We start from the raw sequence: 24,758 nt of genomic DNA on the forward strand, positions 1-24,758 counted from the left end.
CTCCTGGGCTGGTGTGGGGGGACCCGTCAAGCCTACTGACTGCGCCGACGGCGTGACCCGTGATGACAAGGCGGCGCCCGGCCCCCGCACCCTGCTAGACTGGGCAGCTGAACTTCGGCGAGGGATTTCGCATGTCCGGGCAACCGGGCGGGCGGCATCCGTAATCGACGCGGCGGACGAGACCTACGGCCTTTCCTCACGCGCTATGCGTTCGAGTTGAACCAGTACACACACAATCTGGGCTGTAGAGGTCCGCAAGGAGTAACACCATGGCGAAAGAATCCACCACCGACAACAAGGTCGTAGCCGAGCTGCGCGAAAGCTTCGGCAAGGGCGCTGCCCGCAAGCTGCGGGTTCTCGGCAAGATCCCCGCCGTCATCTACGGCCACGGCACCACCCCGGTGCACGTTTCCCTTCCCGCGCACCACATCGCGCTGATCCTGCGCCGCGCCAACGCCATCCTCGAGCTGGACATCAACGGCAAGAGCCAGCTGACCCTGGTCAAGGACGTGCAGAAGGACCCGGTACGCCAGATCATCGAGCACCTCGACCTGATCGTCGTCCGCAAGGGCGAGAAGGTCCAGGTTGACGTGCCCGTGCACCTCGACGGTGAGTCGTTCCCCGGCACCATCGCCGACTTCGACACCCACTCCCTGCTGCTCGAGGTCGAAGCCACGCACATCCCGCAGAACGTCGTCGTCTCGATCGAGGGCCTCGAAGAGGGCGCGCAGATCCACGCCAAGGACGTTGCACTGCCCAAGGGCGCGACGCTCATCTCCGACCCCGACATGCTCGTCGTGTACGTGCACACCCCGCGTGGCACCGACGAGGGCATCGAGGCAGCGGATGCCGCAGCCGCCGAAATCGCCGAGGAAGAGCACGAAGCCGCGGCCGCCGAGTCCGAGGCCGGCGAGTCCACCGAGTCCGCCGAATAATTCTCGACTGGATTCGCCGAAGGCGGAGGACTTCCCTGGACGCGAATCTCTGGCTCGTAGTCGGGCTCGGTAACCCCGGGCCCGGCTACGCCGGCAACAGGCACAACGTCGGCCAGATGGTTTTGGCCGAGCTCGCCAACCGCATGGCGGCGAACTTCAAGACCCACCGCACGAATTCGGCCGTCGCCGAAGGTCGCAGCTTCCCGGGCGGGCCGGGGCTCGTCCTGGCCAAGCCGAACACGTTCATGAACGTGTCCGGCGGGCCGGTCGCGGCGCTGCTGCGCTTCTACTCGCTCGAGCCGTCGCGGCTGATCGTCGTGCACGACGACCTCGACATCCCGTACGACACCGTCAAGCTCAAGCTCGGCGGCGGCCACGGCGGCCACAATGGCCTGCGCGACATCATCGCCGCCACCGGCACCAACGACTTCATCCGGGTGCGGGTCGGCATCGGGCGTCCCCCCGGCCGGCAGCCCTCGGCCGACTTCGTGCTCAAGGACTTCTCGTCCACCGAGCGGGCCGCGCTGCCCAACCTGTTGTCGGATGCCGCCGACGCGGTCGAACTCATCGCCTCCGACGGCCTCGTCGCCGCACAGCTCAAGTTCCACACCGCCTAAAGGCGCCACCCCCTCCGCCGAACTGTGAGTTTGGCACCTTCGCCGGGCGCGGGAAGGTGCCAAACTCACAGTTCGGCGGGCTGCGTCGGCGTTCGGCGGGCTCCCACGTGGCTCAGATAGACTTGCCTCGTGATCCTTTCGGGCTTAATCGCAGCGCTTTCGCGCGCCTCCACCTTCGATAACGCCCTCGTTTACGCGAACCGGGACGCCGATTTCTCGCTCGCCGAGGGCCTCCGGGCGCCCCTGCTGGCCGGCCTGATGGACCGCCGCCCGGCCGAGGACCGTGCCCTGCTCGTGATCACGGCGACCGGCCGCGAATCGGAGGCGCTCCGCGAGAACCTCGCCTGCTTCGATTCCGAGGCCGAGATCATCGACTTCCCGGCCTGGGAAACGCTCCCGCACGAGCGGCTCAGCCCGAGCGCCGAAATCGTCGGCAGGCGCCTCTATGCCCTCCGCCGGATGCGCGACTGGGAAGAGGCCGACCCGTCCACACGCCGCCCGCTCATCGTCGTCGCCTCGGTGCGCGCGGCCCTGCAGCCCGTCTCCGACAACCTCACCGACTACGACCCGATCGAGCTCACCGTGGGTGCGCGCGGCCACGACCTGGCGGCGATCGCCCTCGGTCTCGTCGACGTCGCCTACTCCCGGGTGGACATGGTCACCCGGCGCGGCGAGTTCGCCGTGCGCGGCGGCATCCTCGACGTCTTCCCGCCGATCGCGCCGCACCCGTACCGGATCGAGTTCTTTGGCGACGAGGTCGAGCAGATCCGGGCGTTCTCGGTTGCCGACCAGCGTTCCCTGCCCGAACCGGTCGCCTCGGTCAGCCTTCCGCCGAGCCGCGAAATGCTGCTCAGCCCCGCCGTGCGCCAGCGTGCCCGCGAAATGCAGCACGAGTTCCCGAGCCTGGCCGGCATGCTGGCGAAGATCGCCGAGGGCATCCCGGTCGACGGGATGGAAAGCCTCGCCCCGGCCCTCGTCGACCGGCTCGTGCCGATGACGCACTACCTGCCCGGCGCCACCGCGATCGCCGTCATCTCGCCGGAGCGGGTCGCGTCGCGCGCCATCAGCCTGGGCGAAACGAACCGCGAGTTCCTCTCCGCGGCCTGGAGCGCCGCCACCGCCGGCGCCGAGGCGCCGATCGACCTCGAGTCGGGCGAGTTCCTCACCCTCGGCGCCCTCCGCGACTCCGTCAAATTCAGCGCGCCCGGCGCCCCGGCATCCCGCCACGCGTGGTGGACGTTGAGTTCGTTCCAGGCCGCCCCCACCGATGAGGTCGTGCTCCCGGAGCACCGGGAGCTGGATGACCTGCTCACGGTGCGCCTCGATGCCCAGGCCGTGCCGAGCTTCCAGGGCAACGTCGATGGCGCCGTGGGCCACCTCGCCGAGCGGCTGAAGGACGGCTGGACCGTGGCCGTCGTCGCCCAGGGCGCCGGGCTGGTCGAACGCGCCGCCGACGTGCTGGCCGAACACGAGCTCCCCGCCCGGATCGTCACCGAGTTCCCGGCGAACCCCGAGCCCGGCATCGCCTACCTGCTCAAGGCATCCGTCGACCACGGTTTCGAGCTCCCCGAAACGAAGCTCACCCTGGTCAGCGAGTCGGAGTTCTACGGCCGCACGGTCGGCTACGACGCCCGACAGGTCAAGAAGCTCGCCAGCCGCCGGAAGAACGTCGTCGATCCGCTGCAGCTGAAGACCGGCGACCACGTCGTGCACCAGACGCACGGCATCGGCCGGTTCCTCGAGCTCACCCAGCGCGAGGTGTCCAGCGGCGGCCGCAACCCGGTGAAAACCAAGCGCGAGTACCTCGTGCTCGAATACGCCCCGTCCAAGCGCGGGCACCCCGGAGACAAGCTGTTCGTGCCCACCGACCAGCTCGACCTGGTCACCCGCTACGTCGGCGGAGAGGCCCCGGCGCTGAGCAAGATGGGCGGCAGCGACTGGTCGGCGGCCAAGACCAAGGCGCGCCGGGCCGTGCGCGACATCGCCGTCGAACTCGTCAAGCTCTATTCGGCACGGATGGCCAGCAAGGGCCACGCCTTCGGGCCGGACACGCCCTGGCAGCGCGAACTCGAGGAGTCGTTCCCGTTCGCGGAGACGCCCGACCAGCTCACCACGATCGACGAGGTCAAGGCCGACATGGAGCGGCCGATCCCGATGGACCGGCTGCTCTCCGGCGACGTCGGCTTCGGCAAGACCGAGGTGGCCGTGCGGGCCGCGTTCAAGGCGATCCAGGACGGCAAACAGGTCGCGATGCTCGTGCCGACGACGTTGCTTGTGCGCCAGCACATGGAGACCTTCCAGGAACGATTCGCTGGTTTCCCGATCCACCTGCGCGCCCTCTCGAGGTTCCAGACCGAGAAGGAATCGAAGGAGACGATTGCCGGGATGCTGGACGGCACCGTCGACCTCGTGATCGGCACGCACCGGCTGCTGTCCGAGTCGATCGTCTTCAAGGACCTCGGTCTCGTGATCATCGACGAGGAGCAGCGCTTCGGGGTGGAGCACAAGGACGCCCTGAAAAAACTCAAGACGAACGTGGACATCCTTGCGATGAGCGCCACGCCGATCCCGCGCACGCTCGAGATGGCGGTCACCGGCATCCGGGAGATGTCGACCCTGGCCACCCCGCCCGAGGACCGGCACCCCATCCTCACCTTCGTCGGGCCGCACTCGGACCGCCAGGTCGCCGCGGCCATCCGCCGGGAGCTGCTGCGCGAGGGCCAGATCTTCGTCGTGCACAACCGGGTGTCGAGCATCAACCGGGTCGCCGCCCACCTGTCCGAACTCGTGCCGGAGGCGCGGATCGCCGTCGCCCACGGCCAGCTGCCGGAGGCCCAGCTCGAGCAGGTCGTCGTGGACTTCTGGGAGCGCAAGTTCGACGTGCTCGTCTCGACCACGATCATCGAAACCGGCCTCGACATCGCCAACGCCAACACGATCATCATCGACCGCGCCGACAAGTTCGGCCTGAGCCAGCTGCACCAGCTGCGCGGACGGGTCGGCCGTGGGCGCGAGCGGGCCTACGCCTACTTCCTCTACGACGAGAACAAGCCGCTCACCGAGATCGCCCACGACCGGCTGTCCACGATCGCGGCGAACAACGAGCTCGGCGCCGGCATGCAGGTGGCGCTCAAGGACCTCGAGATCCGCGGCGCGGGCAACCTGCTCGGCGGCGAGCAGGCCGGCCACATCGCCGGGGTCGGCTTCGACCTGTACCTGCGGATGATCGGTGAGGCCGTGAGCACGTTCCGCGGCGACGTCGCCGAGGGGCAGACCGAATTGCGACTGGAGCTGCCCGTCGACGCGCACATCCCCGAGGACTACGTGGACAGCGAGCGGCTGCGCCTCGAGGCCTACCAGAAGCTCTCGACCGCCAGTTCGCCGACGGCGGCGAAGGAACAGATCGACCTCGTGCTGGAGGAGCTCACCGACCGCTACGGCGAACCGCCGCTGCCCGTGCAGAACCTCATCGCGGTGTCGCGACTGCGCTGGCTGGCCCAGCAGATCGGGCTCAGCGAGGTCGTGGCGATGGGCTCGAACCTGCGCGTCGCCCCGGCCGAGCTGCCCGATTCGATCCAGGTGCGCCTGCAACGGATGTACCCCGGCTCGCGTTACTTCACCCAGAACGGTTCGCTCACGGTGCCGATGCCCCGCGTCAGCGTCGGAATGGGAGCGGAGGAGCCGCTCGAGGACTCGGCGCTGATCGAGTGGGCCGGCAGCCTGCTGGCCACGATCTTCCCCGTTCAGGCCGCCGAGGCATCCGCGAAGGGTGCCGACAAGGCCGCCGACAAGGGTGCCGACAAGGCCGCCGACAAGGCTGCAGCGGACAAGGCGGCCGCCAACCCGACGCTCAAGACCAACCCCCGGAGGCCTTCATGACCAACCCAGACGTCCAGCCGGACGCGGACCAGCCGAGCCAACTCGACCTCCTGATCGAGACGGTCGCGCGGCTCCGCGCGCCGGGCGGCTGCCCGTGGGACGCCGACCAGACCCACGAATCCCTGGTGCAGTACCTCGTCGAGGAGAGCCACGAACTCATCGACGCGATCGAGGCCGGCGGCCGCGAGGAGATGATCGAAGAGCTCGGCGACGTGCTCTACCAGGTGATCTTCCACGCCGACATCGCGGCGCAGACCCGCGGTGAGGACTTCGATATCCAGGACGTCGCCGCGCACATGAACGCCAAAATGGTCGGGCGGCATCCGCACGTCTTCGGCGACCTGGTGCTCGACACGGCCGACGACGTCGTGGCGGCCTGGGACGACTTCAAGGCCGCGGAGAAACCGCACCGCACGAGCGTGCTCGACGGGATACCGCAGGGCATGCCCGCGCTCGCGCTGGCGGACAAGGTGCTCGGCCGCGCGCAGAAGATCGGCCTGCTCGAGGCGGATGGCGGTTCACCGCTGGCGATCTCGAGCGAAGACGAACTGGGCCCGATCCTGCTCGCCATCGTCTCCGCGGCCAAGGCCCAGGGACTCGACTCCGAGCGGGCGCTCCGCAGCGCACTCCGCGACCTGCAGGACGAGATCCGCGCCGCCGAGGCCGAGCAAGCCGAGCTCGGCGCCGATTCCGCCGACGCCGGCATCATCGGCTTCCCGACCTAGCCCCGTTCCTCCCCGCGAAACCGCAGTTGTGCGCGAAATAGCGCCCTCATAACGAGCACAAGTGCGTTTTCGCGGGGGGAGTCGCGGGGAGGAACGGGGGGTCAGGCGACCCGGCGGCCCGTCGGGAGGCGGCGCGCGGGGGTGATCGTGCGGCGCCAGGCCCAGAGCAGCGCCCCGACGGCCAGGGCCAGGTGGATGCCCAGCCCGACGAACCAGGACGGCACCGCGCCGTCGTAGGTCTCGCGCGGCGTCGGGGGCTGTTCTTCGGCGGTGACGTCGTATTCGCCCGTCGAATCGCACCACGGCGACTCGGTCTGCAGGTCGGGCGCGGCCTGCGCCTGGCGCACCGAGACCGCGATCCAGCCGAACAGGTCCTGGGGGTTGCCGGCGGCGTCGAAAACGCCGGGGGACGCATCCGCCAGGACGACGTAGGGGTTCGCGGCGAGCACCCACCAGTAGTAGTCGAAGCGGGGGACTTCCCTCGTGGTCGTCGGGTCGGGGCACTCGCTGCTCGCCGGGGACGTCGTGGCCTCTGACCGGGTGGCCGTGCCGAGCAGGGCGAACGAGATCAGCGTGCCGACGCTCAGCGCGGCGACGATCAGGTAGGTGACGACGATCGAGAACAGCGGGCGGGTGACGATGCCGGAGAGCCCGACGCCGACTGCGGCGATGACTCCGAGCTCGACGGCGAGTACGAGCACGGAGACGGCAATCGTGCCGAGCGAGACCTCGCCGAGGGCGACCGCGAAGAGCAGGAACGGAACCGCGGCCGCGAGGAAGGCGAGCGCCGTGATCCAGGCCGCGACGAACTTGCCGAGCACGAGTTGGCCCGTGCTGATCAGGGTGACCTGGGTCGTGGCGAGCGTGCCGATGTCGCGGTCGCCGTTGATGGCGTTGCCGCTCAGCGCGGGCGAGACGAGCGTGCCGAGCAGCAGCACGAAGAGGATGACGGTCGAGAAGACTCCGCCGCCGCCGGTCTCCCAGGCGGTCGTCGAGAGCCAGAGCAGGATCGTGACCGCCGCGACGAGGAGCATGAAGATGCCGAGCAGCACGTACCAGGCGACTCCGCGCACGCGCTGGCGCAGCTCGAGCGTGACGATGAGCCAGATTCCGGCGACGACGTCGCGCACTCGTCCGCGGCCGGAAGCGCCACCGGCAGCGGGGCCCGGTGTCGGGCGGGGTGCGTCGGTGAGTGTGCGGCTCATGCGGATGCCCCGTCCTGGAGCGCCGGTCGATTGAGGCCCTCGAACGTGTGCTCGAGATCGCCCACCGCCGGGCCGAAGGCGGTCACCGGCACTCCCGCGGTGACGAGCCGGGCCAGCAGCTCGGCCGCGGCGGCCTCGCTCGAGACCTGCACGAGCGTGCCGAGGTGGTCCGTGTCGGCGGCGGCTCCGGCGGCTCGGAGGGCGCCGCCCAGCGCGTTCGGGTCGAGCGAACGGATCCGCCAGGACCGGGCGCCGGCGCCGGCTTGGGCGATGCGCTCGGCGCTGGCCGTGACGCCGTCGGCGAGGTACACCGCGGCATCCGCCATTTCGTCGAGTTCGGCGAGCACGTGGCTGGAGACGAGGATGGCCGTTCCCTCGCCGGCGAGACGCCGCACGAGTTCGCGGAGCGCCACCCGGGCGGCCGGGTCGAGGCCGGATGCCGGTTCGTCGAGCAGCAGCACGGAGGGGGAGTGCACGAGGGCGCGGGCCAGGCTCAGCCGCTGCTTCTGCCCACGGCTGAGCACGCGGGACGGCCGGTCGGCGAGGGCCTCCAAACCGGTCAGGCCGATCAGCTCGGTCGCGCGCGCGGCAGCGGCGGGCCGCGTCATCCGGTACATCCGCCCGGTCACCTCGAGGGAGGCGCGCACGCTCAGGCTGGGCCAGGAGCCGAGCACGTCGGGCATCCAGCCCATCGCGGCGCGCACGGCCTGCGGGTCGGTCACCGGGTCGTGGCCGGCGATCGTGATGGTTCCGGTGTCGGGGGCGAGCAGGCTGGCGAGCATGAGCAGCAGCGTCGTCTTGCCGGCGCCGTTGGGCCCGATCAGGGCGGTCACCGAGCCCGGTGGCACGGTGAGAGTGGCGTCCCGCACCGCGTGCACGCTGCCGAACGAGCGGCTCACCCCCGTGACCGATATTCCCTGCGGTGCACTGTGCTCCAGGTGTGCGTGCCCCATGTGTGCGTGCCCCATGTGTGCCTGCTCCATCGTTGCCCCCTCCGGCTGTGCCCGAAGTCTAGGGGGATGTCGCGCGGTAGCGGGGGATGCCGGGGGCCGGTACCGTCGAACCATGAGCGAGACTTCCTTCAACGAACTTCTGTCCACCCAGATCGGCAACGAGTTTGCCGCGTCGCAGCAGTACATCGCGATCGCGGTGTGGTTCGACAACGAGGACCTGCCTCAGCTGGCCGCGCACTTCTACCGCCAGTCGATCGAAGAGCGCAACCACGCCATGATGCTCGTGCAGTACCGCCTGGACCGCGACCTCGGCGTCGAGATCCCCGGCATCCCGGCCGTGCGCAATTCCTTCGCCAACGCGGTCGAGCCGATCGCGCTGGCCCTGGCCCAGGAGAGGCAGGTGACGAGCCAGATCGAGGCACTGTTCCGGGCGGCCCGGGCCGACGGTGACGCCCTCGGCGAGCAGGCGATGCTGTGGTTCCTCAAGGAGCAGGTCGAGGAGATCGCCTCGATGTCGACCCTGTTGACGATCGCGCAGCGCGCCGGCGACAACCTCTTCGACATCGAGAACTACATCGCCCGCGAGACAGTCGGCTCGGCCGCCGTCGAAGCGGACGCCCCCGGATCCGCCGGCGGCGCCCTCTAACCCCTCCGCACCCCCGCGAAACTGCAGTTGTGCGCGCTAAAACGCGTTCATAACGCGCACGAGTGCGTTTTCGCGGGGAGGGGGAGGGCGACCTGACAGAATCGGGGGTATGGCTTCCTCCGTTAATCCTCCGCGCGGCATGCGCGATTTCCTCCCTCGGGAGAAGGCCGCCCGCGAGCACGCGCTGGGCGTGATCCGGCAGAGCTTCGCCGCCCACGGGTTCGACGAGATCGAAACCCCGGTGATGGAGGACTCCGCCCTGCTGCACTCGGGGCTGGGCGGCGACAACGAGAAGCTCGCCTTCGCCGTGCTGAAGCGGGGCCTCGGGCCGGCGGATGCCGCGGCCGCCGCCGCCTCGGGCGACCTGCTCGCCCTGGCCGACCTCGGCCTCCGCTTCGACCTCACCGTGCCGCTGGCCCGGTTCTACGCGACCCACCGCGCCGAACTGCCCGCCGTGTTCCGGGCGATCCAGATCGCCCCGGTCTGGCGCGCCGAACGCCCGCAGAAGGGCCGCTACCGCCAGTTCGTGCAGTGCGACATCGACATCATCGGCGAGGCCGGCCCGCTGGCCGAGATCGAGTTGATCACGGCCACGGCAGCGGCCCTCGACGCCCTCGGCCTGGCCGGCTGCTCGGTGCGCATCAACGACCGCCGCATCCTCACCACGCTGCTCGGGCACTGGGGCGTGCCGCCCGAGCGGAACGAGCGCGCCCTGATCACCATCGACAAGCTCGACAAGATCGGCGTCGACGGCGTCGTGGCCGAACTCGCCGGCCTGGGCCTCGCAACCGAGGGCATCGCCGACACCCTGCGCGCCATCGGCTCGGCCGGCTGGGACCTCACCGAAGCCGATGGCGCCCCAGCGCCCGCCTGGCTCGACGCCGCAGCCTACGCCGACCTGCGTGCGCTCCGGGCCGCCCTCCCGGGAGTCGAAATCGTCTTCGACCCGACCCTCGTGCGCGGGATGGGCTACTACACCGGCACCATCTTCGAGATCGCCCACCCCGACCTGGGCTATTCGCTCGGCGGCGGCGGCCGCTACGACGGCATGATCGGCCGCTTCCTCGGCACGGATGTCCCCGCCTGCGGTTTCTCGATCGGCTTCGAACGCATCGTCGACCTGCTCGGCGCCGACGAGGCATCCGCCGCGAACGCCGTCGTGCTCGTGCACGAGAAGGACGCCGACCCGGCGCGGCTGGTCGCTCTGAAGTCCGCCCTCGTCGAGGGCGGGCTGCGCGTTCGCCTCGAGCGGCGCACGAAGAACCTCAAGGCGCTGCTCGACCGGGCGGGCGAGGCCGGCTACAGCCGGTTCGCGTTCGTCACAGCCGAGACCGTCGACGCCTCATCGCTCGACTTCAAATCCCTCGCTTAGGGCGCATTCACTAGACTGTTCAGGGATTCCCCCGAGGTTTTCCTCACGCCCCCACACCCCAAGCACAGGAGACAGTTGTGGCACTCATTGAGGCAGTAGACGCACGCGAGATCCTCGATTCCCGAGGCAACCCGACCATCGAGGTCGAGGTGTACCTGGAGGACGGCACGATCAGCCGCGCCGCCGTTCCGTCCGGCGCATCCACCGGCGCCTTCGAGGCCTACGAGCTGCGCGACGAAGACCCGAAGCGTTACCAGGGCAAGGGCGTGCTGCAGGCCGTCGACGCCGTCATCGACGAACTCGGCCCGGCGATCGAAGACCTCGACGCCAGCGACCAGCGCATCATCGACGCCGTGCTCACCCAGATGGACGGCACCGAGAACAAGGAGCGCCTCGGCGCTAACGCCATCCTCGGCGTGAGCCTGGCCGTCGCCAAGGCGGCCGCCAGCTCGAGCGGGCTGCCCCTCTTCCGCTACCTCGGCGGCCCGAACGCGCACACGTTGCCGGTTCCCCTGATGAACATCATCAACGGCGGCTCGCACGCCGACAACGATGTCGACATCCAGGAATTCATGATCGTCCCGATCGGCGCCGAGTCGTTCAGCGAGGCCCTCCGCTGGGGCGTCGAGACCTACCACGCGCTCAAGGCGCTGCTCAAGTCGAAGGGGCTCTCTACCGGCCTCGGCGACGAGGGCGGCTTCGCCCCGAACCTGCCGAGCAACCGCGCGGCCCTCGACCTCATCGTCGAAGCGATCACCAACGCCGGCTACACGCCCGGCACCGACATCGCCCTGGCCCTCGACTGCGCGGCGACCGAGTTCTTCAGGGACGGCGCGTACCACTTCGAGGGCAAGAAGCTCTCGGCCCAGGAGCTCGTCGGCTACTACGCCGAACTGGTCGAGGCCTACCCGCTCGTCTCGATCGAAGACCCGCTCGAGGAAGAGGACTGGGACGGCTGGGTGCACCTCACCGCCGAGCTCGGCGACAAGGTGCAGATCGTCGGCGACGACCTGTTCGTCACGAACCCGGTGCGTCTGGCGCGCGGCCTCAAGGAGAAGGCCGCGAACTCGATCCTGGTCAAGGTGAACCAGATCGGCACGCTGACCGAGACGCTGGATGCCGTGGCCCTGGCCCAGCGCGCCGGCTACACCGCGATCCTGTCCCACCGCTCCGGCGAGACCGAAGACACCACGATCGCCGACCTCGCCGTCGCGACCGACGCCGGCCAGATCAAGACCGGAGCGCCTGCCCGGAGCGAGCGCGTGGCTAAGTACAATCAGTTGCTGAGGATTGAAGAAGAGCTGGGTGAGGCCGCCGTGTACGCGGGGCGCTCGGCATTCCCGCGCTTCAGCGCCTAGTTCGACCGGGGCTCGGGGCGCGTGGGTCAGCCCGCCGCTTCGAGCCCCGTTTCGGTTTGATTGCACGCCCAGCGAAAGGAGGTGCCCGTGGAGAGGACCCGTACCCCGCGGCAGCCCGCCGCCGGCCGGGCGGACACGCCCGTGGGCGGCTGGATCCGCGGCATCCGCAACTCGGGGTTCTCCTTGGTGATGATGGGGATCCTCGTGCTCGCCGTCGTCGTGCTCGCCCCGAGCCTGCGCACCTACGGGGAACAGCGCCAGGAGATCGACCGGCTGAAGGCGGCCGTCACCGATCAGCAGGACACCGTCGACCACCTGAAGTCGGAACGCGAGCGCTGGAACGACCGCACGTTCATCACGACCCAGGCCCGCGAGCGGCTCTCCTACGTACTGCCCGGCGACATCAGCTTCCTCGTGATCAATGACCTGAAGCTCCCGGTGACCGGCCGGGGCGGCGACACGCCTGTCAGCACCGACATCCAATCGACCGACGTCGACTGGCTCACATCCGTCTTCGCTTCGGTCATGACCGCAGGCCTGGCGCCGGAGGAGGCATCCCCATGACCAGACCCCCCTTCGGGCCCGTGACGGCGGAGGACATTGCCACCGTCTCCGCGCAGCTGGGCCGCCCGGCCCGGGACGTCGTCGGCATTGCCGCGCGCTGCGTTTGCGGCGCCCCGACCGTCGTGGCAACCGCGCCCCGGCTGGGCGACGGCACGCCGTTCCCCACCCTCTACTACCTGTGCCACCCGGCGGCGACGGCGGCCGTCTCATTCCTCGAGGCCACCCAGGTGATGAACGAGTACAACGAGCTGCTCGCCGAAGACGACGAGGTGCGCGCCCGCTACCAGGCGGCGCACGAGAGCTTCCTCGCCGACCGTGAATCCCTCGGGTCCGTTCCGGAGATCGCCGGGATTTCCTCCGGCGGCATGCCCACCCGGGTCAAGTGCCTGCACGCCCTCGTCGCGCACTCGCTGGCCGCGGGGCCCGGCGTCAACCCCATCGGCGACCTCGCCCTGGCACGCTCGGCCTGGACGCCCAGCGTGTGCGAATGCCTCGACTACAGCGCACAGGGCCCGGCGGGGGCATGAGCAGCGCCTGGCGCCGACTGGGCGCCGGCGTCGCCGTTGGCCTCGCCGTCGCCGGGCTGGGACTCGCCCCGGTGCTCGTCGATTCGACGCCCGCGCGCGCCGACCAGGTTCGCGACCTGGAGTACTGGCTGAACGACTACGGCTTCACCCAGGCCTGGGCCACCAGCAAGGGCGCCGGGGTCAAGGTCGCCATCATCGACACCGGCGTCGCCGGCGGCGTGGCGGACCTGGCCGGCGCGGTCGTGGGCGGCACGGATGTCTCGGGCCTCGGCACGCCGAACGGCCAGACTCCCGTGGGCGAGGGCAGCGAACACGGCACCCTCGTCGCCTCGCTGCTCGCGGGCCGGGGGACCGGCACCGACGCGGGCATCATCGGCGTGGCCCCGGAGGCATCGATCCTGAGCGTTTCGCTCGCGTTCGGCTCGAGCGGCGCCACGGTGAGCAACGACGACCAGATTGCCGAGGGCATCCGCTGGGCCGTCGACAACGGTGCCTCCGTGATCAACATGTCGCTGACCCGGAACACGCTCGACTGGCCGGAGAGCTGGGACTCGGCGTTCCTGTATGCCTTCGAGCACGACGTCGTTGTCGTGGCCGCCGCCGGCAACCGTGGCAGCGGTACAACCGAGGTCGGGGCTCCGGCGACGATCCCCGGCGTGCTCGCGGTCGCCGGGGTGAACCGCAATAAGACGGCGAGCTTCGACGCCTCCTCGCAGGGCATCACCATCTCGGTTGCCGCGCCCAGCGAGAAGCTGGTGGGCGCCGTGCCGGCGGGCGGCTATGTGCAGTGGAGCGGGACGAGCGCCGCGGCGCCCATCGTCTCCGGCCTGGTCGCACTCGTACGCTCCGCCTACCCGGAGCTCGACGCCGCCGGGGTCATGAACCGCATCATCGCGACGGCGGATCCGAACGGCCGCGAGGTCCCGAGCCCGATCTACGGCAACGGACTGATCAACGCGGCCGCGGCGGTCACGGCAACCGTCCCCGCCGCCGCGGGGCCGACGCCGACCGCCCTCCTCAAGGACTGGATCCACCTGCACCGGCGCGCCGACACCACGCCGACGCCGACGCCCACTCCGACCGCGGCAGCGCCGATCCAGCCGAGGGAAGATCCCTCCCTGCCCCCGTGGAACAAGGCCGCGGTCTGGCTGCCGAACCAGCACACTCTGACCTATGTCAGCATCCCGCTCGCCGTCCTCCTGGGGTTTGGTATTCTAGTAACGCTGTTCGGCACAGGGGCCACTCGGCATTTCAGGCGGATTCGACGCGAGTCGTAGGTTTTCGCACATCCAGGATTATGTAGGAGGCCTTTTCATCGTGCCCAGAATTCTCATCGTCGGTGGCGGCTACGCCGGGTTTTACACCGCATGGAAGCTTGAGAAGTGGCTGCGTGCCGGCGAGGCAGAGGTCACCGTCGTTGACCCGCTCCCGTACATGACGTACCAGCCGTTCCTCCCCGAGGTCGCGGCCGGCTCGATCGAGCCCCGCCACTCCGTGGTCGCACACCGCCGTCACCTCAAGAAGACGACCGTGATCACGGCCAAGGTCACCAACGTGAACCACGCAACGAAGTCAGCGACGATCACCCCGGCGGTCGGTGAGCCGTGGGAGTTCGAGTACGACCACGTGGTCGTGACCGCCGGCGCCGTGTCGCGCACCTTCCCGATCCCGGGTGTCGCCGACCAGGCGATCGGCCTCAAGACGATCGAAGAGGCCGTCGCCATCCGCGACCGCGTGCTCACTAACTTCGACAAGGCGGCGCAGCTGCCCGCCGGGCCCGAGCGCGACCGCTTGCTCACCTTCGTCGTCATCGGCGGCGGTTTCGCCGGCATCGAGGTCTTCGCCGAGCTGCGTTCGTTTGCCAGCTCGCTGCTCAAGTCGTACCCGCAGATCAGCTTCGAGGAGACGCACTTCCACCTGATCGAGGCGATGGGCCGGATCATGCCCGAGGTCTCCCTGGAGACCAGCCACTGGGTGATCAAGAACCTGTCCCAGCGCGGCGCGGAGATCCACCTGGACACCCAGCTCACCTCCGCCGTCGGCGGCAAGATCGAACTGTCCACCGGGGAGAGCTTCGAAACCGACCTGATCGTCTGGACCGCCGGAGTGATGGCCAACCCGGCCATCGTGCGCCACACGGACCTTCCGATCGAGGAACGCGGCCGCCTGCAGGTGCGCACCGACCTGCGCGTCGGCACCGAGGACGTCATCATCGAGGGCGCCTGGGGCGCCGGCGACGTCAGCGCGGTCCCCGACCTCAGTGGTGGGGGAGTCGGCGGCTTCTGCGTGCCCAACGCCCAGCACGCCGTGCGCCAGGGCAAGCTGCTGGCGAAGAACCTCGTCGCCACCATCCGCGGCGAGGGCACCAAGGAATACCTGCACAAGAACTTGGGCGCCGTCGCCGGTCTCGGCATCGGCCACGGTGTCTTCCAGTCGGGCAACCTTGCGATCAAGGGCCTGCCGGCCTGGTTCGCCCACCGCGGCTACCACGGCCTCGCGATGCCGAGCTGGGAGCGCAAGATCCGCGTCGTCTGGGGCTGGGTGAACAACTTCTTCCTCGGCCGCGACATCGTCTCGCTGAGCGCCGTGCAGGACCCCCGCGCGGTCTTCGAAGAGTACGCCGCTCGTCCGAAGCCGCCGGCCGCCGCAGCACCCGCCGCGGCACCCGCCGTCGAAGCCAAGGCCCCGCGCGCGCCTCGCAAGGTCGCAGCGAAGGCAGCTCCGAAGAAGGATGCCGCCCAGACCGTCGCGGACAAGCGCGAGGCGGCGGCCGTCTCTGCCAAGTAAGGTTCCGGGCCTGCCGAGAGGCAGGGTCACCAGAAGGGTCGGTGCGTGAGCGCCGACCCTTCTGCGTACCCCCGGCGAGTGCGCCCCGTCCGCGCGCACCCCCTACGCTTGAGACGTCCGAGATCACTCGAACGCGCCCCCGTAGCCCAATCGGCAGAGGCAGACGACTTAAAATCGTCACAGTCTGGGTTCGAGTCCCAGCGGGGGCACACGGTGTCAGCCGAGGCGGTCCAGGTAGCGCAGGATGATCCCCTCGCGCAGCGCCCACGGCGACACCTCGAGCTCGTCCACGCCGAACGCGGCCATGGCCTCGCCGAGCACGATGCCGCCGGCGACGATCTGGAAGGTGCGGTCGGCCGTGATGCCGGGCAGCGCCGGCCGGGCCTCGGCGGGGATCCGGGCCAGCCGCGGCACCCAGTTGGCGAGCTGCGAGCGGGTGAGGAGCATCCGTTCGCCGGCGCCGGACCCCGACACCGTGCCGGCCAGCCGCGCGAGGGAGCGGATCGTCTTCGACGAACCGACAACGTGGTGGGGTGCGGGCCGTCCGGCAAAGCCCGCGACGGCATCCGCGAGCACGGCGGCAGCATGCTCGCGCAGCGCCTTGACCTGGTCCGGCAGCGGCGGGTCGTTATGCAGGAAGGCGATGGTGGAGCGGCCTGCACCGATGGGCAGCGAGATTGCCGACCGCGGGTACTCGTCCGCCCCTGAGGCGATTTCGAGCGAACCCCCGCCGATGTCGAAGAGCAGGATCTCCCGGGCCGACCAGCCGTACCACCGCCGCACCGCGAGGAAGGTGAGGCGGGCTTCGTCCTCGCCCGACAGAACCTGCAGCGCGACCCCGGTCTCCCGCTCGACCCGGGCGAGCAGCTCGGGCCCGTTGGTGGCCTCGCGGAGCGCCGAGGTCGCAAAGGGAAGCAGCTCGTCGATGCCGTGGGTGCGGGCGACCTCGGCGGCGTTCCGAACGGCGGAGAGCACGGCGGCGACGCCCTCGTCGGTGATCGCGCCCTCCGGCGTGAGGTAGCGCATCAACCGCAGAACGGCCTTCTCCGAGGCCATCGGCACGGGAGGGGCACCGGCCCGGGCGTCGACAACGAGCAGATGGACGGTATTGGAACCGACGTCGAGGACTCCCAGGCGCACCTTTCGACCTTAGCGGCCCGGCGGTCAGCGGAGCGCGGGCACCACGAATCGCTGCCAGGCCCAGGCTCCGACGCAGAGTGCGGCGAAGACCGCCACGGCGGCCCAGAGGAACGTCACCGTGCCGTCGCTGTACCAGTTGGCGACCACGGGGGAGAGCACCGCGAAGAAGAACGTGTTGGCGAGCACGGTCAGGCCCGCCCAGATCGGCGGGGACCAGGCCAGGATCCTGCGCCCGCTCGTGCTGCCGAGGGGGACCAGCACGAGCACGACCGACCCGATGGCGGCGAGCACCACGGCATTCAAGGTCTCGGCCGCCAGCGCACCGACGAAGCCGGTGGCGCCGGGCAGCGCGCCCAGGGCCAGCCAGGCGAGCACGGCGAGCAGGATCAGGCTGCCCGCACGCACCGCGGCCAGTTGCCCGCGCCGGTGCGCCGGGGCGCCGTCGGCGACCGCGACGCTGCCGAGCAGGCCGAAGACGAGGGCGGGCTCGATCTCGAACACCCGCGAGGCCAGCGCGGCCACGCCGACCAGGAGCAGGTAGCGAGGCAGGAAGGTGGCCGAGGCCGGGGTGTGCAGCACCCGTGAACTCCACCAGAGCGGAACGAGCGTTCCCGCCGCGTTCACGACGACGAGGCCGATGACGACGGCCACCAGGAGGCGCAGGTAGGCGGGCCGGTCGGTCACCGGGCCGGAGAGCATGATGAGGGTTGCCGCGGCGAGCAGGGCCGCGCCGCCCAGGAGCCATCGGTTGAGGCGCACGGCCGGGGCCACCTCGAATTCCTCTCCGGCCCGGTTGCGGCCGGTCAGGGGCATCCGGTGCCAGAGCGGACGCCCGTCCCGCGAGCGAGAAATGGTGCCGGCCAGCAGGCGCGCGGGCATCGCGACGAGCACCAGGGCCCCGAGCGCCCAGAGCACGGCCTGGAGCCACGGGAACGGACCCGCCGACCCGGGAGGGGCCACCGCGCTCGTGAACGCGGTGGCGTCATCCCAGTCCCCGGTCGTGCCTCCGGTCCCCCTGCCCGGGCCGTGGGCTTCGGGGGCCGTCGTGGGGGGCAGCGGCGTCGCTTCGGCGGTTGCCTGCGGGGGGACCGGGGCGGCGGGGGTGGCCGGCGCCGCGGTGGGGCCGGCGGTGGACGGCTTCGGGTTGGAGGCCGGGCGCGGCCCGTAGGCGACCCTGATCGGTGAGCTGCCGGGGCCGACGTTGCCGGCGGCATCCTGCTGAACCGCGGTCACCGAGTACGAACCGGCGGCGACACCGCCCCCCGAGCAGCGCCACGCGCCCGTCTGCACGGTGGCGCTGCAGACCGAGTAGGCGCCGGCGAAGACGGTCACTCGGGCGCCGGTTTCCCCGGTGCCCGAGTAGTCGGCGCCGCCGAGCGGCACCCGGTCGCCACTGGTGGGGGCGCTGATCAGGGGAGCGGTGGGAGCGTCGACGTCGAAGAAGACGTTGACCGGTTCGCTCGCGTTCGAGGACGACGGTGAGCTGTAGCCCGTGGACTGGCTGGCGGCCACCTGCCTGTCGCCGCCCTGCAGCGGCCCGGTGAACAGGCAGACCCAGTCGCCGGCGTCATCGACGGTGGAGACGCACTGCCCGCCTCCGGACAGCCGGGCGGTGACGGATGCTCCGGGGTAGCCGGTTCCGCGCACCATGCCGTTGGAGGAGTCCTGCCCGCGGGCGCCGCCGGAGACCGTGGGCTCCCCGAGCACGGCCACCGTGATCTCGTCCCACAGGTCCGGTTCGCCGGCGACAACGACGCGGAGGGCGATGGACGGGCCGTTGGGCAGCGGAATGCCGGTGCACGCCCACTCGGTGCCGCCGTCGTCCGGGACGAAGCACAGGGGATCCCCGCCTGCCGGGTCGAGGACCTGCACGTCCTGCCCCGCGCTGCGGGTGCCGGCCAGGCTCGTGTTGGAGCTGCCCACGAAGACCCCGTCGGACGGGCTCGTGATCGCGGGTGCGCCCGCCCGCGCCGCGACCGGCGTCGGGGTCGGCGTCGGGGTCGACGTCGCCGGGGGAACCAGTTCTTCCGCGAGCGCGGCGCCGGGGGTGCCGGCCAGGCTCGCGAGCACGACCAGGGTGGCGCCGAGAACGCCGATACAGGGGTGCGAAACGCGCCGCGGTGGGTGCGCGGTTGCCCGCCCTGCCCGGCCCGCGACTCGTGGCGCTTCGAACCGCCTCGTTCTGCTCACAGTCCCCCGACCCTCAACCCCCATTTCAGGGGGACGGCGAGGCAAAGTCAACCCCCCGCACCCGCAGGACGAGACACTGCGTCACATTCGTTATCAGCCCGGCGCAATCATCCGGATTCGGTGCCTGTCGCGGGAGCCCTGCTCGCCGAAGTAGAGTCGGTGCGGTGAGGGAAATCGATCTGTCCCGGCGGCCGGATGCCGCCCCCTGGCTGACCCCGGAGGCGTACTGGCCGCACCTCACCGCCGCGACCTCGGAGCGGGACGCCCCCGTCGCGGCCCTGCACCTGGACGCGCTCCGCCACAACGCGCACCAGCTGCTGGCTCGCGCGGCCGGGACCCCGATTCGCGTCGCCACGAAGTCGATCAGGGTGCGCAGCGTGATCGACGCCGTCCTGGCCCTGCCGGGGTTTCGCGGGGTGCTCGCCTACACGCTGGCCGAGTCGCTGTGGCTGGCCGAGACCGCCGACGACATCCTCGTCGGGTACCCCACCGCGGACCGGTCGGGCATCGAGCGGCTGGGGCGCTCGCCGGAGCTGGCCGCGCGGGTGACCCTCATGGTCGACTCGATCGCCCACCTCGACTTCATCGATTCGGTGCTCCCCGCGGGAAGCCGCGCCCCGATCCGGGTCTGCCTCGAGCTCGACTCGGCGTGGGATGTCCCCGTCTTCGGCCATGTCGGCGTGCGGCGGTCGCCGGTGCACACCGCGGAGGATGCCCGCGCCCTGGCGATCGCCATCGTCGCCCGTCCGGGCTTCCGGCTCGTCGGGATGATGGGCTACGAGGCCCAGATCGCCGGCATCCGTGACCGCCCGGCCGGGCAGCCCGCCCGGGGCGCGGTCAACCGCTTCGTCCGACGCCGTTCGATCTCGGAACTCGCCGAGCGGCGGGGCGCGGCCGTCGCGGCCGTGCGCCGGATCGCCGAGCTTGAATTCGTCAACGGCGGGGGCACCGGGTCGATCGAGAGCACCCGCGCGGACGCATCCGTTACCGAGCTCGCGGCCGGAAGCGGCCTGTTCGGCGGGCACCTGTTCGACGGGTATTCGAGTTTCCAGCCGGCGCCGGCGGCGGCCTTCGCCCTGTCGGTCGTGCGGAAGGCCGCCCCGGACACGGCCGTGCTGCTCGGCGGCGGCTGGATCGGCTCCGGCCCGCCCGGCAGGGACCGTCTCCCGCTCCCGGTGTGGCCGGACGGGCTCCGCCTCCTGCCGCTCGAAATGGCCGGCGAGGTACAGACGCCCGTCGCCGGGCGCGGGGCCGAGGGGCTCTCGGTGGGGGACCGGGTCTGGCTGCGCCACGCCAAATCCGGGGAACTGAGCGAGCACGTCAACGAATTCGCGCTCGTGCACGACGGCCGGGTCGTCGACGTCCTGCCCACCTACCGCGGCGAGGGGAAAGCGTTCCTGTGAGCGCCAGCGGAGCGCTCTGGCGCAACTGGGCCCGCACCGAGGCCGTGCGCCCCCGGCGGGTCGAACGACCGGGCTCCGCCGGCGCCGTGCAGCGCGCGGTGATCGCCGCGGGCAACGCCGGCCTGCGGATCAAGGCGGTCGGGGCCGGGCACAGCTTCAGCGGGATCGCCCTCGCACCCGATGTGCAGCTGGACCTGCACGAGGTCAGCGGGGTCATCCGCGTCGACCGCGCGGCCCGCCAGGTCACCGTGGCCGCCGGTACCCCGCTGCACCGGCTGGAGCGCCTGTTCGCACCGTACGGGCTGGCCCTGGCGAACATGGGCGACATCGACCGGCAGAGCATCTCCGGCGCCATCTCCACCGGCACCCACGGCACCGGCTCCGCCCTGGGCGGCCTCGCCTCCCAGGTCGTCGCGCTCACCCTGGTCACCGGTGACGGCTCCCTGCTGACGGTGAGCGGCACCGAGAACGCCGACCTCCTGCCGGCCGCGGCCCTGGGCCTCGGGGCGCTGGGCATCATCGTCGACGTCACCCTCCAGTGCGTTCCGGGCTTCCTCCTGCACGCGGTCGAGAACACCGAGCCGCTGGAGGGCGTGCTGGAGAGCTACCTCGAGCGCAGCCGGACGGCCGACCACTTCGAGTTCTTCTGGTTTCCGCACACCGGGAGCGCGCTGACGAGAACGAACACGCGGATGCCGCTCGGGGCGGTCCGCGAGCCGCGCGGCCGGGTCTCGCGCTGGATCGACGACGAACTGCTCGCCAACGGCGCCTACCGCGGCATCTGCGCCCTCGGGGCGCTCCAGCCGGCGCTGGTTCCCGGTTTCAACCGGCTGGCCGAGAGACTCTCCGGCCGGCGCGAGTACACGGATGTCTCGACCCGTGTGTTCGTGACCAACCGCACCGTGCGCTTCCGCGAGATGGAGTACGCGCTGCCGCTGGACCTCGTCCCGGGCGCGCTGGCCGAGGTCCGCGCCCTGATCGAGCGCCGCGGCTGGCGGATCTCCTTCCCGATCGAGGTGCGCTCGGCCGCCGCCGACGACCTGTGGCTCTCGACCGCGGCCGGACGGGAAACCGGGTACATCGCCGTGCACCGGTACTACCGGGAGAACCACACCGAGTATTTCCGGGCGGTGGAGGAGATCATGCGAGCGCACGGCGGGCGCCCGCACTGGGGCAAGATCCACTACACCGACGCCGATGCTCTCCGCCAGGCCTACCCGCGCTTTGACGACTTCCTCCGGGTTCGTGACAGGCTCGACCCGGAGCGCCGCTTCAGCAACCCCTACCTGGAAAGAGTCCTCGGCCGTTGAGCACGAAGAAGTTGAACAGCAACACGCCCACCGCACGCGCCTGGCAGCACCGGGCCGGCGAACTCGGCTCCGGCCTGCCGGACGGCTTCATCGTCGGCACATCGACCTCCGGCTTCCAGGTCGAGGGCGGCGCCAGGGACGGAGGCCGCCACGAGTCGGCCTGGGACGCTTTCACGACCCAGCCCGGGCGCATCCTGGACGGCTCGAACGCCTCGGTGTCGGCCAACCACTTCCACCGGCAGGCCGAGGACGTGACGCTCCTGCGCGAACTCGGCGTGGACGCCTACCGTTTCTCCTTCGCCTGGCCCCGGCTGCAGCCGGACGGGCGCGGGGGACTGAGCCAGAGCGGATTCGCCTTCTACGACCGGCTGCTCGACGGGCTCCTCCGCGCGGGCATCAGCCCGATGGCGACGCTCTTCCACTGGGACACCCCGCTCGAGCTCCGCGGCGGCTGGCTGAACCGCGACACCGCCCAGCGCTTCGGCGACTATGCGCACGCGGTCGGCGAGGCCTTCGGGGACCGCATCGACGACTGGGTGACGCTCAACGAGCCCGCGACGGTGACCCTGGGCGGCTACGCGCTCGGCACCCAGGCGCCCGGCGAACGGATGCTCTTCGGCGCGCTGCCCGTGGCGCACCACCTGCTCCTCGCGCACGGCCTCGCCGTGCAGGGCCTCCGTGCCGCCGACGTGCGCGGCCGGATCGGGATCGCCAACGTGCATTCATTGGTGCAACCGGCCGGCGACCGGGAGGCCGACGCGGTCTTCTCGGAGCTGGTCGACGTGCTGCACAACCGGATCTTCGCCGACCCGGTGCTGCTCGGCCGGTACCCGCAGCCGCCGGAGCAGTTCACCACCGAACTCCGCGCCCTGATCGAGGTGGACGACGCGGACCTCCGCACCATCCACCAGCCGCTGGACTTCTACGGGCTGAACTACCGCGGGCCCTCCCGCGTCGCGGCGGGACGGGGAGCCTCCACGACCGCCGACGGGCAGCCCTCGGCGGCGGCCCACCTGCCCTTCCACCTCGAGCCGCTCCGGGAGTACCCGGCGACCGGCTCCGGGCATTCGATCGCCCCCGAATATCTCGGACTGAGTCTCGCTCAGCTTCGCGACCGGTACGGGGACGCCCTGCCCCCGGTCTGGATCACCGAGGGCGGCGCCGGCTTCCCCGACACCGTCGACGAGCGCGGCGCGGTGCACGACCCGGTCCGGATCGACTACCTCGCCGAGCACCTCACGGCCGCGGTGGACGCCGTCCGGCCCGGCGGCATCGCGGAGGGCGTCCGGCTGCGCGGCTACATGATCCGGTCGCTGCTGGACGGATTCGAGTGGGAGGCCGGCTACACCCAGCGCTACGGCCTCGTGCACGTCGACTTCCCCACCCAGAACCGCACCCCCAAGTCCTCCTACCGCTGGCTGCAGCGCGTCCTCTCCGCCCGCTAACCCCGCCCACTTCTCCCCGCGAAACCGCAGTTGTGCGCGCTAAAACGCCCTGATAACGCGCACAAGTGCGGTTTCGCGGGCTAGGGGGTGCGGCGGCGGAGCGTGATTGAGCCGATGACGACCGCGGCGACGATCCAGGCGCCGATGACGAGGAGCTCCGCGGTGACGTACGCCGCGTCCTCGGAGTCGGTGGCGACGGCCCGGAGCGCGTCGATGGCGTGCGAGAGCGGCAGCCAGTCGCTGATCTCCTCCAGGCCCGCGGGCAGCTGGTCGCGCGGCAGGAAGATGCCGCCGAGCAGGATCTGCGGGAACACGAACGCCGGCATGAACTGCACGACCTGGAATTCGGTGCGGGCGAACGCGCTGGCCAGCAGGCCGAGCGTCGTGCCGAGCACGGCATCGGCGACGGCCACGGACAGAAGAAGCCAGACCGATCCCTCGATCTCGAGCCCGTAGACCCAGACCGAGAGCCCGACCGCGATGGACGACTGCAGCACGGCGAGCAGGCCGAACGCCAGCGTGTAGCCGAGGATCAGGTCGGCCTTGCCGAGCGGCATCGACAGCATCCGTTCGAGCGTGCCCGTGCGCCGCTCCCGCAGGGTGGTGATGCTCGTGACCACGAACATGACCACGAAGGGGAACAGCGCGAGCATCGCCGGCCCGATGGTGGAGAAGACCGTCGTGTCCGAGAAGATCCAGGCCACCAGCCCGATCAGCAGGCTGGGCACGACGAGCAGCAGCGCGATGGTCCGCGGGTCGTGGCGAATCTGAGCGAGCACGCGACCGGCGGTGGCGAGTGTGCGCAGCGGGGTCACGAGGCCGCCTCATCGGGCGCGGCCGGATGCTCCGCAATCAGAGCAAGGAACGCCGCCTCGATGTCGGCGGTGCCGGTGGCGGCGAGCAGCCCCTGCGGGGTGTCGTCGGCGAGGACCTCGCCGTGGCGCATCAGCAGCAGACGGTCGCAGCGCGCCGCCTCGTCCATGACGTGACTCGAGACGAGCAGGCTCGTTCCGGCCGCCGCGAGGCGGTGGAACAGCCCCCACAGTTCGACCCGGAGCACGGGGTCGAGCCCGACCGTCGGCTCGTCGAGCACGAGGAGCTCGGGCGAGCCGAGGAGGGCGCCGGCCAGGGACACGCGGCTGCGCTGGCCGCCGGAGAGCGACCCGGCCAGCTGCCCGGCATTGCTGCCGAGGTCGGTGGCCTCGATCACCCGGTCGACGTCGCCCCGGGGCACGCCCAGCACGGCCCGGAAGTAGGCCAGGTTCTGCCGCACGGTCAGGTCATCGTAGATGCTCGCATCCTGGGTGACATAGCCGACCCGGCGGCGGAGCGACGCGGTGCCGGCCGGTTCGCCGAGCACGGTAACCTCGCCCGACTGCACGATCTGCACCCCGACGATCGAGCGCATGAGCGTGGTTTTGCCGCAGCCGCTCGGGCCGATCAGGCCCATCACGATGCCCCGCGGCACGGTCAGGCTCAGGCAGTGCAGCACCGGATGCCTGCCCCTCCTCGCGTGCAGGTCCCGCACCACCACGGCGGGAGCTTCGTTGTTCACCATGACTGCATTATTCGCCGGTCAGGGGCGAAAGTCATCCATTTGCCGACGGTTGGCTTGGAGTGTCATGGGAACCGGGTGGGAGCACGGGGGGCGCGGATATGATGAATTCGAATACTGCAATCACGCCGCATAAGCTCAAGCCGC

20 protein-coding genes and 1 tRNA gene are annotated in these 24,758 nt (G+C 70.7%); 15 read left to right on the forward strand and 6 right to left on the reverse strand.

Annotation, left to right across the window (positions count from 1 at the left end):
- The first annotated feature begins 269 nt into the window (after positions 1-269).
- From BLQ39_RS01140 to BLQ39_RS01155, 4 genes are all read left to right on the forward strand, one after another.
- On the forward strand, positions 270-935 hold the full coding sequence (locus BLQ39_RS01140; RefSeq protein WP_092321234.1) for a 50S ribosomal protein L25/general stress protein Ctc: 666 nt from the start codon (positions 270-272) through the stop codon (positions 933-935).
- Positions 936-970: 35 nt separating this feature from the next.
- On the forward strand, positions 971-1,552 hold the full coding sequence (gene pth / locus BLQ39_RS01145; RefSeq protein WP_092321235.1) for an aminoacyl-tRNA hydrolase: 582 nt from the start codon (positions 971-973) through the stop codon (positions 1,550-1,552).
- Positions 1,553-1,681: 129 nt separating this feature from the next.
- Complete coding sequence (gene mfd / locus BLQ39_RS01150; RefSeq protein WP_092321236.1) at positions 1,682-5,431, forward strand: transcription-repair coupling factor; 3,750 nt, start codon at positions 1,682-1,684, stop codon at positions 5,429-5,431.
- The gene (locus tag BLQ39_RS01155) at positions 5,428-6,156 is read left to right on the forward strand and encodes a nucleoside triphosphate pyrophosphohydrolase (protein ID WP_092321237.1); all 729 of its coding nucleotides are present in this window, start codon (positions 5,428-5,430) and stop codon (positions 6,154-6,156) included. Before mfd ends, BLQ39_RS01155 begins: the two co-directional genes overlap by 4 nt.
- Before the next feature lie 101 nt (positions 6,157-6,257).
- Here the strand turns inward: BLQ39_RS01155 and BLQ39_RS01160 are convergent, their stop codons facing one another.
- Both BLQ39_RS01160 and BLQ39_RS01165 read right to left on the reverse strand, forming a co-directional pair.
- The gene (locus tag BLQ39_RS01160; protein WP_241987000.1) at positions 6,258-7,361 is read right to left on the reverse strand and encodes an ABC transporter permease; all 1,104 of its coding nucleotides are present in this window, start codon (positions 7,359-7,361) and stop codon (positions 6,258-6,260) included.
- Positions 7,358-8,329 (reverse strand): ABC transporter ATP-binding protein, encoded by a 972-nt coding sequence (locus tag BLQ39_RS01165; RefSeq protein WP_241982870.1) that lies wholly within the window; start codon positions 8,327-8,329, stop codon positions 7,358-7,360. The genes BLQ39_RS01160 and BLQ39_RS01165 overlap by 4 nt, the downstream gene beginning before the upstream one ends.
- A 97-nt stretch (positions 8,330-8,426) precedes the next feature.
- Between BLQ39_RS01165 and BLQ39_RS01170 the strand changes: the two genes are divergently transcribed.
- From BLQ39_RS01170 to BLQ39_RS01205, 8 genes are all read left to right on the forward strand, one after another.
- The gene (locus BLQ39_RS01170; protein ID WP_092321239.1) at positions 8,427-8,960 is read left to right on the forward strand and encodes a ferritin; all 534 of its coding nucleotides are present in this window, start codon (positions 8,427-8,429) and stop codon (positions 8,958-8,960) included.
- A 109-nt stretch (positions 8,961-9,069) separates the two neighbouring features.
- The gene (gene hisS / locus BLQ39_RS01175) at positions 9,070-10,332 is read left to right on the forward strand and encodes a histidine--tRNA ligase (RefSeq protein ID WP_092321240.1); all 1,263 of its coding nucleotides are present in this window, start codon (positions 9,070-9,072) and stop codon (positions 10,330-10,332) included.
- Between the two features lie 77 nt (positions 10,333-10,409).
- Positions 10,410-11,690 (forward strand): phosphopyruvate hydratase, encoded by a 1,281-nt coding sequence (gene eno, locus BLQ39_RS01180; protein WP_092321241.1) that lies wholly within the window; start codon positions 10,410-10,412, stop codon positions 11,688-11,690.
- A gap of 87 nt (positions 11,691-11,777) precedes the next feature.
- Positions 11,778-12,254 carry an FtsB family cell division protein gene (locus BLQ39_RS01185; protein WP_092321242.1) on the forward strand — a complete coding sequence of 159 codons (477 nt, stop codon included), beginning with the start codon at positions 11,778-11,780 and terminating at the stop codon, positions 12,252-12,254.
- The gene (locus BLQ39_RS01190; RefSeq protein ID WP_092321243.1) at positions 12,251-12,781 is read left to right on the forward strand and encodes a DUF501 domain-containing protein; all 531 of its coding nucleotides are present in this window, start codon (positions 12,251-12,253) and stop codon (positions 12,779-12,781) included. Before BLQ39_RS01185 ends, BLQ39_RS01190 begins: the two co-directional genes overlap by 4 nt.
- A complete protein-coding gene (locus BLQ39_RS01195) occupies positions 12,778-14,058 on the forward strand; it encodes a S8 family peptidase (RefSeq protein ID WP_092321244.1) in 1,281 nt (426 codons plus the stop codon). Before BLQ39_RS01190 ends, BLQ39_RS01195 begins: the two co-directional genes overlap by 4 nt.
- Before the next feature lie 40 nt (positions 14,059-14,098).
- Positions 14,099-15,568, forward strand: coding sequence for an NAD(P)/FAD-dependent oxidoreductase (locus BLQ39_RS01200; protein ID WP_092321245.1), 1,470 nt, complete (start codon positions 14,099-14,101; stop codon positions 15,566-15,568).
- A 135-nt stretch (positions 15,569-15,703) separates the two neighbouring features.
- Positions 15,704-15,777 (forward strand) — tRNA-Leu (locus BLQ39_RS01205).
- 7 nt (positions 15,778-15,784) lie between these two features.
- Here the strand turns inward: BLQ39_RS01205 and BLQ39_RS01210 are convergent.
- On the reverse strand, positions 15,785-16,708 hold the full coding sequence (locus BLQ39_RS01210; RefSeq protein ID WP_092321246.1) for a Ppx/GppA family phosphatase: 924 nt from the start codon (positions 16,706-16,708) through the stop codon (positions 15,785-15,787).
- 24 nt (positions 16,709-16,732) lie between these two features.
- Positions 16,733-18,898 carry an Ig-like domain-containing protein gene (locus BLQ39_RS01215; protein WP_135109435.1) on the reverse strand — a complete coding sequence of 722 codons (2,166 nt, stop codon included), beginning with the start codon at positions 18,896-18,898 and terminating at the stop codon, positions 16,733-16,735.
- 164 nt (positions 18,899-19,062) lie between these two features.
- On the opposite strand from BLQ39_RS01215, the gene BLQ39_RS01220 reads away from it, so the two are divergent.
- Genes BLQ39_RS01220 through BLQ39_RS01230 form a run of 3 tightly spaced genes read left to right on the forward strand, consistent with a single transcriptional unit; the run spans position 19,063 to position 23,056 of the window.
- Positions 19,063-20,301 carry an alanine racemase gene (locus BLQ39_RS01220; RefSeq protein WP_174775387.1) on the forward strand — a complete coding sequence of 413 codons (1,239 nt, stop codon included), beginning with the start codon at positions 19,063-19,065 and terminating at the stop codon, positions 20,299-20,301.
- A complete protein-coding gene (locus BLQ39_RS01225) occupies positions 20,298-21,611 on the forward strand; it encodes a D-arabinono-1,4-lactone oxidase (protein ID WP_092321248.1) in 1,314 nt (437 codons plus the stop codon). Before BLQ39_RS01220 ends, BLQ39_RS01225 begins: the two co-directional genes overlap by 4 nt.
- On the forward strand, positions 21,608-23,056 hold the full coding sequence (locus BLQ39_RS01230; RefSeq protein WP_241986999.1) for a glycoside hydrolase family 1 protein: 1,449 nt from the start codon (positions 21,608-21,610) through the stop codon (positions 23,054-23,056). The genes BLQ39_RS01225 and BLQ39_RS01230 overlap by 4 nt, the downstream gene beginning before the upstream one ends.
- An 80-nt stretch (positions 23,057-23,136) precedes the next feature.
- Here the strand turns inward: BLQ39_RS01230 and BLQ39_RS01235 are convergent, their stop codons facing one another.
- Together BLQ39_RS01235 and BLQ39_RS01240 are read right to left on the reverse strand one after the other, a co-directional pair.
- Entirely contained in the window at positions 23,137-23,871 is a 735-nt protein-coding gene (locus BLQ39_RS01235) for an ABC transporter permease (protein WP_092321249.1), read from the reverse strand.
- Positions 23,868-24,614 carry an ABC transporter ATP-binding protein gene (locus BLQ39_RS01240; RefSeq protein ID WP_092321250.1) on the reverse strand — a complete coding sequence of 249 codons (747 nt, stop codon included), beginning with the start codon at positions 24,612-24,614 and terminating at the stop codon, positions 23,868-23,870. Before BLQ39_RS01240 ends, BLQ39_RS01235 begins: the two co-directional genes overlap by 4 nt.
- Positions 24,615-24,758: the final 144 nt, after the last annotated feature.

It is taken from the genome of Cryobacterium psychrotolerans (assembly GCF_900101115.1).
GTDB lineage: Bacteria > Actinomycetota > Actinomycetes > Actinomycetales > Microbacteriaceae > Cryobacterium > Cryobacterium psychrotolerans.